The organism is Streptomyces sporangiiformans, from assembly GCF_005768555.2.
Lineage (GTDB): Bacteria > Actinomycetota > Actinomycetes > Streptomycetales > Streptomycetaceae > Streptomyces > Streptomyces sporangiiformans.
This window is the reverse complement of sequence record NZ_VCHX02000351.1, coordinates 1-10834: the sequence shown is the minus strand read 5'-3', so window position 1 is coordinate 10834 and position 10834 is coordinate 1. Positions and strand designations below refer to the sequence as shown.

Here is a 10834-nt window from a genome sequence, read left to right as displayed (position 1 = left end):
GGTCCACAGAGCACAGGACTTGCGACGGGGGGTGGTGGCCGGAACAGCATGGCGGCTCTCCCACCCCTGCTGCCCCATCCGGAGCAAGATCTTCGGAGTGTGTCCGCACCACCTCCTCGGTCTGCGGGCACCCCTTCTGGGGTCGGCTCAAAGGGACTTGACAGAGTGGCACCGGCACCAGGCGCCGGGTCCCGCAGGCGCGTCACCATGGAATTCCGCGCCGCGGCACACACGACAGGGACCCTGCGGTGGTCCCCGTACCGAGGAGGATCGCTATGAGCGCTGCCCCGGAGCCACGACCCGTCACCGTCTGGTCGGACCTGGGGTGCCCCTGGGCCACCCTCGCCTTGCACACGCTACGCACCACCGCCCGCGAACGCGGGCAGGACCTCCTGATCGACCACCGGGCGTTCCCCTTGGAATTGTTCAACAACCAGCCCACGCCCAAGTACATCGTGGAGCCCGAAATCGTGGTGATCTCGGCACACCGTCCCGAACTCGGCTGGCGCCTGTGGGCGGGGCGGGAGTACGACTATCCCTCGACCATGCTGCCGGCGATGGAAGCGGTCCAAGCCGCGAAGGATCCGTCCATCGGTGGCCTGCGCGGCAGCGACGAACTGGACGCCTGCCTGCGTCACGCCTTCTACGTCGAGAGCCGGTGCATCAGCATCCCCGCGGAGATCCTCGACGTCGCCGCCAAGTGCGAGAACGTGGACGAACAGACCCTGGGCCGCGCCCTGGAGCGTGGCGCCGGCCGCGCCGATATCTACGAACAGTGGCGCATCGCCCAGGGCCCTGACGTCCAGGGCAGCCCCCACCTGTTCGCACCCGGCGGGTACGTGGCCCACAACCCCGGCGCGCACGTCGAATGGACCGAAGACCCCAACCAGGGTGGCGTGCCCCGTCTCGACCGCTACGACCCGTCGTGGGCCGAGGAACTGCTCGACCGGCTGGCGGAGGGGAGGCTGTCCACCCGTGGCTGAGACAGACCTCAGGATCTCCACGGCCGCGTACGACCGCTTTGCGGCGGTGGCCGCGGCCGAGGGGGTGTCCGTGCGCGAGTACGTGGAGCGGATTGCCGATGGGTTGCCCGAGCATCGTGAAGAACGGGCTGCGGTCAGGGCGGAAACCGACCTGCGACTGGTACTGCTGGGGATCGACGGCGAGCCGGCGTAGGGGGCGAGGTGCGCGGCGGTGGGGAAGCTGGTGCCGTCGTCGGCGACCTCTCACGTCTGCGGCATACGTTCCACGGCCGAAGCAGTGCCGCAGGCCCCGTGATACGCCTCTCCACGCACCTCACCAGCTGCGGGCACCACGCACTCTGCCGCTCCAAGTCGGCGGCCCACAATGAGCCGCCTTGACCGCTTGGTCCCCCACTGGTCCCCAGACATGATCAAGAGGCCGTATCGGCATATACCGATACGGCCTCTGACAGGGCGAGGCCGCGTTCGAGCCACGTTCCGGTGCGTGATCAAAGAAGCGTGTCCACCATCACGGGGGAATGCCCCTCGTTCCATCGCCGCTCTACGAGGACACCGCCTGCAGGGCGATCTCGGCTTCGTCGGGGGTGACGTCGTCGGTAGGCGTCCATCAGTAGCTCTTCACTGTGCCCGCCGCCGCTGGCGGCACACGGTGCTGACGACACCCTCGGTGCCGCTTCAAGGCGTTGGCTTCGTCGCGTCGTTGAAGGGCGGCGTGCGCGAAAACCCTGCTGGTGCGGTGGAACCTCACGGCCGTCAACAACAACCGGCTCTACCTCGGGCACCCGAAAACCAGGGCGAGCCGGAACTGGGTGAGCCTGTCCCCGCGCGTCGCCACCGCGCTGGAGCGCCAGGCCACCCTCGCCCGGGCCGGCCAGCCCGCAGGCACGCCCCCGGAGGGCTTGGTGTTCTGCCAGCCGGACGGCTCCCCGCTGCGCCCGCAAGGCATCCTGACCGAACTGCGACGGCGCGGTGAGGAACTCGGCCTGCCCCGGATCGGCGTCCACGACCTGCGGCACACCGCCGCCACCATCATGATCAGCTCACGGGTTCCGCTGGCCGTGGTCTCCAAGACGCTGCGCCACTCGACGCTGTCCACCACCGTCAACCTCTACGGCCACCTGCTGCCCCACGCCGCGCGCGACGCCGTCACCGCCATCGACGAGGCGCTGACCCGCGCCGACCGCAAACACCACCAGCAGACCGACCAGGCATCAGAAGATCGGGCGGCTTGAGACCGGCCGCCCGGGCGGCCAGGGGTTGCCATCACGCCGCCATCACGTGTCACACGAACGCATCCAGCGGGCCTGCCGTTTCCGGCAAACCCGCTGGTCAATACCGTCGGGACGACAGGATTTGAACCTGCGACCCCTTGACCCCCAGTCAAGTGCGCTACCAAGCTGCGCCACGTCCCGTTGCCCGTTGTGACCTGGGGTTTCCCTGGCCGAACGTGCACGGAAACAATACCGCACTCGGGCCGGTGGTCGCGCACTCCTTTTGCCCGTCTGGCGTGCACACGTCGCCGACTTCCTTGTCGGGTCCCTGCAGGAGCGCATCGGAGGGGTTCTGGAGTGCCTCAGTCGGCGGCCGGAAGGCCCAACTCCGGGTAGGACTCCAGAAGTCGGGGCGGAGCGGCCTGGCGCCAGGAGTCCGCGAGGATGTCGCGCAGCTCCCCGGTGTCCTCCAGTGCCGCGAGCCGCACCCGGACCCACGCGAAGCTCGCCTCATGGTCGGCGATCCAGAACTTCCCGGGCTCCGCCAGGGCCAGTTCGTCGCGCTCCTCCTTCGGGCAGCGCACGGCGATGGAGGTCTCGTCCTCGGGCAGCGTGGCGAACATCTTCCCCGCGACCCGGAACGTGGGCATGCTCCACGCGATCTTCTCCGTCGTGTCCGGCAGAGAGAGGGCGATCCGGCGTACGTCTTCGGCATCCAGCATGGAACGCACCGTAGCCAATCCCACTGACAATCAGCTGCTGAGAACGGGTTCGGTGGCATCAGCGGCCTCGGCGGCGCCGATGTACTTGTAGAAGATCGTCGTCGGACGCAGCACCCCCGAGGGCGTCCTCGCGTAGTCGGGGATGGCGCCGGCCCGGATCCAGCCCGCCGACCTATAGAGGGACTCGGCCGGGCTGCCCGTCTCGGTGTCCAGATGGAGCAGGGTCACGCCCGCCGCCGCGGCCGCGCGCTGGGCGGTGGCGAGCAGCGTCCGCCCGGTCCCCTGGCCGCGCCCGTCCCGGTGCACCATCAGCTTGAGCAGCTCGGCGCGGTGACGGCTGTTGGGTTTGTCCGGGAAGGCCAGGCTGACCGTGCCGACGATCCGGCCGGCGGCGTACGCGGCCCACACGGCGAGGAGGCCGTCCTCCATGGCGGCCGCCCGGCTTCGCCACCAGTCGGCCGCGGCACCGCGATCGAGCGGGGCGAGGAATCCGACCGACGCTCCCCCGTTCACGGTGTCGGTCAGCAGGTCGGTCAACCCGTCCAGGGAAGTCAGGAGTTGGCGGGGCGTCAGTCGTATGACGGTCATGGCAGCACCACCGCCAGGACGTAGCGCACCTCGTCCGGCCCCGGGCACCGGAACCGCGTGGGCCCCCACACCCGCAGGCGCAGACAGTCCCCCGCGTCGAGCCGGTGCTCGGCATCCTGGGCCATGACCTCGAGCCGCCCGTCGAGCACCCAGATGTGCTGCTCCAGGCCGGGTACGGGAGGACGGTCGTACGCGATGTCGGCGCCGGCCCTCAGCCGCCCCTCGACGAGCTCGCCCCGCAGGCCGGCGTGCGGCGGCGACACCGAGCGTCGTACGAACCCGGAGGCCTGGTCCTCCCACACGGTCTGGTCGGCGGCCCGTACCAGCTGGGCGGGCTCGGCCTCGACCTCGCTGAGCAGCTGCGACATGGTACGTCCGTAGACGCCGCACAGACGGTTCAGGAGCGAGGCCGTGGGGCTGATCTCCGCCCGCTCGGCCCGCGACAGCGTCGACCGGCTCACTCCGGTGTGCTCCGCCAGCTCCCCCAGGGACCAGCCGCGTTCCGCCCGCAACTCGGCCAGACGCCCAGCGAGCCGGACATCCACCGCGGCCGGGGCAGCCCCGCCCGTGTCAGCATCTCTCTCGCTTCCCATATCTGGGATGTTATCCCATAAACGAAACAAGCAGTCAGTGCGTCTGTCCCCTCATCTGTCCCCTCTCGAAGTACGCGACCCACTCCGGATCGAGCGGCGGCACCTCAGCGGGTCGTGTTCGGCAACCACCGTCACGCGAGAGCCTCCGCCGGGCCGGTGGGCGGTGCGCGCGAGCGAGCCGCGCAGGCCGTGGCCGAAGGCGCCGAGACGCAGGTCGGTCATGGGATGCCTTCCCGTTCGGTGTCGAGGAGGACGGGTTTGCGCATCCGAATACGACTCAATTGATCTATCTGTGGCGTACAGCCGTATCCCTCCTCGGAGACCTGAAAAAGCACCCAGAGACCGAGGAGTCAATCTCTGTCATGCCCACACCGCATGTGGCCCTGCCGCCCAGCGACCGTGTCCTTTCGCCGCTCACCGGCTGGACGCGGGCGCACTGGGAGGCGCTCGCCGACCGGCAGTTGGAAGCGCTGATTCCCTATGCGACGCCGGGACTCGCGCAATACCGGCTGCCCGGCAGGACCTCCTGGTCGGGTGTGGTGTCGGACGGCCTGGAAGGATTCGCACGGTCATTCCTGCTGGCCTCCTTCCGGATCGCCGGAGCACAGGGCGAGGTGGACCCCCGTCTCGTGGAACGGTACGCGCGGGGTCTGACAACGGGCACGGACCGCGACAGCGGCGAGGCCTGGCCCGAAGTCACCGACTGCTCCCAGCAGATGGCGGAGGCGGCCCTGATCGCCGTCGGACTGCACGAGAGCCGCCCCTGGATCTGGGACCGCCTGGACACCGACGTACGCGAGCGGATCGTGGACTGGCTGTGGGGTTTCGTGGGCCGCCGCACCTGGGACAACCACTGGCGCCTGTACCAGGTGGTCGCCGAGCAGTTCCTGGCCTCGGTCGGAGCGCCGTACCGGCAGGACGACATCGACGCCGGGCTCGACCGCATCGAGGACTGGTACGTCGGCGACGGCTGGTACAGCGACGGCCAGGGACGCGGCTTCGACTACTACAACGGCTGGGCCATGCACCTGTACCCGCTGCTGTGGTCCCGGATGACCGGGGGCGAGGGCGGCGGCCGCGGCCGGGTCTACCGGGACCGGCTCGCCCAGTTCCTCACGGTCTACCCGCGGTTCTTCGGCGCCGACGGCGCTCCGGTGCACCAGGGACGCTCCCTGACGTACCGTTTCGCCACCACGGCCCCGGTGTGGCTGGGCGCCCTCACGGGCTGCACCCCGCTGGCTCCGGGGCTCACGCGCAGGCTGGCCTCCGGCGCGGTGAGCCACTTCGTGGAGCGCGGGGTGCCTGATGAGCGGGGGCTGTTGCCGCTCGGCTGGTACGGCACGTTCCTGCCGATGACGCAGCCGTACTCGGGGCCCGCGTCACCGTACTGGGCGAGCAAGGGGTTCCTGGGGCTGCTGCTGCCCGCGGGCCATCCGGTGTGGGCGGAGCGTGAACTGCCGCTCCCCGTCGAGGAGTCGGACCAGTACACCGCGCTTCCCGCGCCGGGCTGGCTGCTGCACGGCACGAAGCACGACGGCATCGTCCGCCTGGTCAACCACGGCAGTGACCACAACGCCCCGGACCGGCCCACCGAGGATGATCCGCACTACGCGAAGTTCGGGTACTCCACGGCGACAGCGCCTGAGGCGGGCGCGCACGCCTGGGAGCGGACGGTGGACGGGCACATCGCGCTCCTCGCACCGGACGGCACCGCCTCACGCCGACGCCTGATCGTTCCACTGCACTGCTCCGGGCGTACGGCGGCATCCCGCTACGACGCTCAACTGCCGGGCAGCAACGAGAAGTTCCCCATCGAGACGACCAGTGTGCTGCGCGGCCCGTGGGAGATCCGTGTGCACCGGGTCCGGGCGCCGGCCGGTGTGGCGGTGCGGGAGGGCGGATACGCGGTCGCGGCCGAGGCCCGGCCCACGGCGGAGCGGGGCTCGGGCTGGTCGCTGGCCCGGACCGAGGACGGGCTGACCAGCGTGGTCGTCGCGCTGCACGGCTGGGACGAGGACGCGGGCATCGCGCGCGAGATCGAGGCCAACGCCTTCGGCCCGCACTCGGCGACACCGTATCTGCGGTGCGCGGCCGGCCAGCCGGGCGGCAGGGGCGTGTACGTCACTCTGCTCGCGCTGACCCGAGACGCCGTGCACCCCCAGGTGTTACGGGAGTCGGTGTCCTGCGTGCTGGAGGGCACCGCCGTGTGGATCACTTTCCCGGACGGGGACAGCGTTTCCGTTTGAGTTCAGAAACCACCGCCCTCTCGCAGCGCGATCTGCTCGACGAGCTCCGCCGCCAGTGCCTTGATGGTGTCCAGGCCCGCCCTCCCCCACCGCCGCGGTGTGACGTCTTCGACGCACACCGTGCCGAGGGCGATGCCCGTGCGGTCGATGAGCGGGGCGCCCAGATAGGAGCGGATGCGCATCTCGTCGACAACCGGGTTCCCGGCGAACCGCGGATAGTCGCGTACATCCTCCAGGACCAGCGCCTTGTGCCGGACCACGACATGGGGGCAGAAGCCGTGGTCGCGAGCCATATGGCGGCCCAATACCCGCACCGTGCCGTCCGCGGCTACGACCGTGGTCGGCCGGTTGCGCCGGCCGGCGCCGTCCGGGGTGTGCAGGCCCGCGAAGAACTGCCCTTTCTCGTCGATGAAGTTGACCATCGCGTACGGCGTCGCGGCGATCTCCGCGAGCCGGTCCGCGAAAGCGTCGAAGGCGGGCTCCGGCCGCTCCCCCAGACCGAGCCGACGCAGCCGCCGCGTTCTGGCGGGAGCTTCCTTGTCCTCGGGCGTGAGCAGCAGCCGACCGGCCGGGCGCGGCGGGTCGTACGTCATGTGTGGGCTCCGTGGCTGGGGGCGTGCGAGGGCGCGTGGGCGAGCAGATGACGGACCAGGGTCAGCAGGGTCTGCACCCCTGAGCTGGAGATCCGCGCGTCGCAGCACACGACGGGGATCTCCGGGTCGAGGTCGATGGCCGCCCGTACCTCCTCCGGGTCGTAGCGGTACGCGCCGTCGAACTCGTTGACGGCGACGATGAATCCCATGCCGCGCTGTTCGAAGAAGTCGACGGCGGCGAAGCACTCCTCCAGGCGGCGGGTGTCGGCGAGGATGATCGCGCCGAGCGCGCCTTCGGAGAGCTCGTCCCACATGAACCAGAAGCGCTCCTGCCCGGGGGTGCCGAACAGGTACAGCACGTGTCCGGGGTCGAGGGTGATGCGTCCGAAGTCCATGGCGACGGTCGTCTCGACCTTGTTCTCGATGCCGTCGAGGTTGTCGGTCGCGGCGCTGACCGTGGTGAGCAATTCCTCCGTGCTCAGCGGCGCGATCTCGCTCACGGCGCCGACGAGGGTGGTCTTGCCTACCCCGAAACCTCCCGCCACCAGGATCTTGAGTGCGGTGGGGAAAGGGTCAGAGCTGTCGTCGTAGTCCATCGAGCACTGCCTCCAGAAGAGACCGGTCAGTGGGGTTGTGGTGGAAGGCCGGGGGCTTGGTGGACAGCGCCCCGCAGTCGACCAGGTCGGACAGCAGCACCTTGGTGACCGCCGCCGGCAGCTTCAGGTGTGCGGCGACCTCGGCGACCGAGACGGGGGCCCGGCACAGGTCCAGTGCCTGGGTGTGCTCGGGGCCGAGATAGCCGGTAGTGGTGGCTCCGGTGGCCATCACCTGCGACAGGAGGTCGAGCGCGGTGCTCGGCCTGGTCCGGCCGTTGCTGACCGTGTAGGGGCGCACCAGGCGTCCGGCCGCGTCGTCGAGCCACGGCCCGTCCTCGAGCCAGGGTCCGTCGCCGGGCGCGGACACGTTCAAGGCCTCATCGCCGAGGTTTCGGCGGCGGGCTCCCTGGGTGCGGTCATCAGGTACGGGCGGACGCTCTTGACCAGCATCGCCATCTCGTATCCGAGCACGGCCGCGTCGGCCTCGCGGCCGGCGAGAACGGCGAGGCACGTACCGGAGCCGGCGGTGGACACGAACAGCAAGGTCGAGTCGAGTTCGACGACGACCTGACGTACGTCGCCGCCGTCCCCGAAGCGGACCCCCGCGCTGCGTCCCAGGGAGTAGAGCCCGGCGGCGAGGGCGGCCATGTGGTCGGCGCTGTCGGGGTCGAGGCCATGGACCGACTTCACCAGTCCGTCGCAGGAGAGCAGCACCGCGCTTCTGGTGTGCGGTACGCGCTGTACCAGGCCGCTCATCAGCCAGTCGAGATCGGAGACATGCGCGCTCGGCACATCGCTCGCCATGGGGGATCGACTCCTTGAATTACGTACGTCCGTGGGAGCGGAGGTGGGGGTGATTGTGGGGGTGGGGGTGGGTGTGGAGGCTGGGGTGACGTTGATCATCCGGCTGGTGGGCTCCCGTCGTGCCGGGCGGTGCGGTCGTGAGAGGGCGCGGAGGGTGTCTCCGTTTCACCGATGGGCGTCGCGTCCCTGCGGGCGGCGTCCCTCTGCTGGGCCTCGGCGAGTCCGATGCCACGTTGGAACGCCGCCATCAGGTTGGGGTCGTGCCCGACGAGGATCTCGGACTCCGGGCGGGGCACGGGCCCTTCGCGCAGCTCGGGCACGATGTGTTCCTGGGCGCGCCGTTTGGGCAGTTGGGGCTTGCCGATGGTGCCGCGCACCGCGCTGTTGCGCGGCGTCGGCGACGCCCCCATGTTCTCCGTCACGACCCACCGGTGCTCGGGGCGGATACCGGGCAGGGCCTCCGCCGGATTGGGCCGCGCCTCGGCGCCGCGTACGGGCAGCGGCGCCGAACCACTGGCGCCCGACCTGCGGTCCGGCACATCGTCCCGCTGCTGCTGGCGCGGCACGGCGGGCCTCGTGCCATGGTGGGCGTTCGCCGTCGTCACCGGCCCAAGGGCCGAGGCGCCATGAGGAACGGGTGTGCCCTTCGCCCGGGGCGTGACGGCCGGAGCACCGTGGGCGGGGGTGCCCTGAGCGGGAGTGCTCTGAGCAGGAGTGGCTTGTGCAGGAGTGGCTTGTGCAGGAGTGGCTTGTGCAGGAGTGGCTTGTGCAGGAGTGGCTTGTGCAGGGATGCCCTGGGCCGAAGTGCCGTACGCCGGAACGCCATCGGCCGGGGTTCCGGTCTGCGCCACCCCCTTCTGCTGCCGCCCCGCGACCGACTGCCGCTGCTGGTCCTGCTCCGGCTCCTGCTCCCGTTCCTGCGCGGCGCCGAGGAGATCCTGCGGCACGACGAGCACGGCCTGGACGCCGCCGTAGATGTTGGTCTGCAGCCGGACCGCGATGCCGTGCCGACGGGCGAGCTGCGAGACCACGAACAGCCCGATGCGGCCGTCCTGCAGCAGGCTCGCGACGTTCACCTGGTCCGGGTCGGCGAGCAGTGCGTTCATCTTGTCCTGCTCGTCCAGGGGCATGCCGAGCCCGCGGTCCTCGACCTCGACGGCGAGTCCCGAGGTGACGACATTGACCCGGAGCAGGACTTGGGTGTGCGGGGACGAGAACACCGTGGCGTTCTCGACGAGTTCGGCCAGCAGGTGGATCACGTCGGCGACGGCGTGGCCGCGTACGGTGCCGTCGATCGGTGGCACCAGCTTGACCCGCTGGTACTGCTCGACCTCGGCGGTGGCGGAGCGCAGCACCTCCGTCATGGAGACCGGGTTGCTCCACTGGCGGCGCGAGACGGCGCCGCCGAGCACGGCGAGGTTCTCGGCGTGGCGGCGGATGCGCGTGGCGAGGTGGTCGACGTGGAAGAGGCCCTTGAGCACGTCCGGGTCCTCGATCTCGTTCTCCAGCTCGTCCAGGATCGCGATCTCGCGTTGCACGAGGGACTGCAATCGCCGGGCCAGATTGACGAAGACCTCGACCTTCTGCTCGCTGCCCGCGTGACTGGACAGTCGGGAGGCCTGGACGACCGCGCCGACAGCGCCCTCGTGGGCCCGTGCGAGATCCTCGGCGAGCAGGTCGAACTCGTCGGCGTCCGGGGCGGGTTGGCTCGGCGGTCGGCGGGCGGGCGGAGCGTCGCCGCGCCGTAGTGCCTCGACGAGGGCCGGCAGGTCGGCCTGGCGAGCGGCGCTGGCCCGGCGGAGTGCGTCGACCCGGTCGCGTACGGACCTGGCGGCGCGGTTGGCGGCCACGGCGGCGATCACGATGGCGGCGAGGGCCACCGCGAGGGCTCCGCCGAGCACGGCCCACAGGGTGAGGCCGGGCCTGGCCGCGGTGGAGCGGACGGTGAACAGCACGGCGGCGCTGGCACTGAGGGCCACCGCGATGGGGGGCAGGACCGCGAGCCGGAGCAGCTGGGGCCGTATGTGCGTCTCGGGCAGCGAGGTGGCGGCACGGGCGAGCGGTTTCCCGTGTCGCCCGCCCTCGCGGCGGTCTGCGCGTGCGGCCGGTGCGCGAAGGTGAGACATCGACGTCCTCGTACTGGTGTGTCGGGGCCGTGGTGGATCCCGCGGATCCGCGACGTGGGCATGCGCCATCGCGGTGCCGGTCGAGCAGGCCGAAATTCCGGCCCTGCGTCGCCCGGCGGCCACTCACAGTAGTTGCCACCGCATCACATGCGGGAGGCAGTTGACAAAGTCCGACGGTCAACGTCCCGCTCTGGTATGAGCGTTCGTACGACAGGCCGATAACACGTCAGGCGCATGTCCCCGCAACGGGAAACACTTCGATCAGAGCTGGTCAGAAGCGGTCACGAACGCAGGGCGAGGGCCGAGGGGCAGTTCACCCCTCGGCCCTCGCCGACCGCCCGCTCCGGGTCCGTCAGCACCCTGCCGGGACGG

The 10834-nt window shown here is 70.5% G+C and carries 12 protein-coding genes and 1 tRNA gene; 4 read left to right on the top strand and 9 right to left on the bottom strand.

The features are described from left to right. Window positions 1-275: 275 nt before the first annotated feature. The 3 genes from FGD71_RS46185 (at window position 276) to FGD71_RS46175 (ending at window position 2215) form a co-directional block, all read left to right on the top strand. Entirely contained in the window at window positions 276-983 is a 708-nt protein-coding gene (locus tag FGD71_RS46185; RefSeq protein ID WP_119106629.1) for a DsbA family oxidoreductase, read from the top strand. Continuing rightward, a complete protein-coding gene (locus FGD71_RS46180) occupies window positions 976-1176 on the top strand; it encodes a hypothetical protein (protein ID WP_119106628.1) in 201 nt (66 codons plus the stop codon). Before FGD71_RS46185 ends, FGD71_RS46180 begins: the two co-directional genes overlap by 8 nt. Before the next feature lie 538 nt (window positions 1177-1714). Next, window positions 1715-2215 carry a tyrosine-type recombinase/integrase gene (locus FGD71_RS46175; RefSeq protein ID WP_240437095.1) on the top strand — a complete coding sequence of 167 codons (501 nt, stop codon included), beginning with the start codon at window positions 1715-1717 and terminating at the stop codon, window positions 2213-2215. A gap of 106 nt (window positions 2216-2321) precedes the next feature. On the opposite strand, the gene FGD71_RS46170 is transcribed toward FGD71_RS46175, so the two are convergent. From FGD71_RS46170 to FGD71_RS46155, 4 genes are all read right to left on the bottom strand, one after another. Next, window positions 2322-2395, bottom strand: a tRNA-Pro gene (locus FGD71_RS46170). A gap of 161 nt (window positions 2396-2556) precedes the next feature. Beyond that, the gene (locus FGD71_RS46165) at window positions 2557-2916 is read right to left on the bottom strand and encodes an MmcQ/YjbR family DNA-binding protein (protein WP_119106626.1); all 360 of its coding nucleotides are present in this window, start codon (window positions 2914-2916) and stop codon (window positions 2557-2559) included. 30 nt (window positions 2917-2946) lie between these two features. Beyond that, window positions 2947-3504 (bottom strand): GNAT family N-acetyltransferase, encoded by a 558-nt coding sequence (locus FGD71_RS46160; protein WP_119106625.1) that lies wholly within the window; start codon window positions 3502-3504, stop codon window positions 2947-2949. Next, window positions 3501-4097, bottom strand: coding sequence for a helix-turn-helix domain-containing protein (locus tag FGD71_RS46155; RefSeq protein WP_119106624.1), 597 nt, complete (start codon window positions 4095-4097; stop codon window positions 3501-3503). Before FGD71_RS46155 ends, FGD71_RS46160 begins: the two co-directional genes overlap by 4 nt. Window positions 4098-4459: 362 nt before the next feature. On the opposite strand from FGD71_RS46155, the gene FGD71_RS46150 reads away from it, so the two are divergent. Then, a complete protein-coding gene (locus FGD71_RS46150) occupies window positions 4460-6343 on the top strand; it encodes a DUF2264 domain-containing protein (protein WP_119106623.1) in 1884 nt (627 codons plus the stop codon). 2 nt (window positions 6344-6345) lie between these two features. Here FGD71_RS46150 and FGD71_RS46145 read toward each other — a convergent pair whose 3' ends face one another. The 5 genes from FGD71_RS46145 to FGD71_RS46125 form a co-directional block, all read right to left on the bottom strand. Continuing rightward, on the bottom strand, window positions 6346-6936 hold the full coding sequence (locus FGD71_RS46145) for a GAF domain-containing protein (RefSeq protein ID WP_119106622.1): 591 nt from the start codon (window positions 6934-6936) through the stop codon (window positions 6346-6348). Next, window positions 6933-7532 carry a GTP-binding protein gene (locus FGD71_RS46140; protein ID WP_119106621.1) on the bottom strand — a complete coding sequence of 200 codons (600 nt, stop codon included), beginning with the start codon at window positions 7530-7532 and terminating at the stop codon, window positions 6933-6935. The genes FGD71_RS46145 and FGD71_RS46140 overlap by 4 nt, the downstream gene beginning before the upstream one ends. Further along, entirely contained in the window at window positions 7510-7899 is a 390-nt protein-coding gene (locus FGD71_RS46135) for a DUF742 domain-containing protein (protein ID WP_119106620.1), read from the bottom strand. Before FGD71_RS46135 ends, FGD71_RS46140 begins: the two co-directional genes overlap by 23 nt. 2 nt (window positions 7900-7901) lie before the next feature. Continuing rightward, window positions 7902-8336 carry a roadblock/LC7 domain-containing protein gene (locus FGD71_RS46130; RefSeq protein ID WP_119106619.1) on the bottom strand — a complete coding sequence of 145 codons (435 nt, stop codon included), beginning with the start codon at window positions 8334-8336 and terminating at the stop codon, window positions 7902-7904. 95 nt (window positions 8337-8431) lie between these two features. After that, entirely contained in the window at window positions 8432-10462 is a 2031-nt protein-coding gene (locus tag FGD71_RS46125) for a sensor histidine kinase (RefSeq protein WP_119106618.1), read from the bottom strand. Window positions 10463-10834 lie beyond the last annotated feature (372 nt).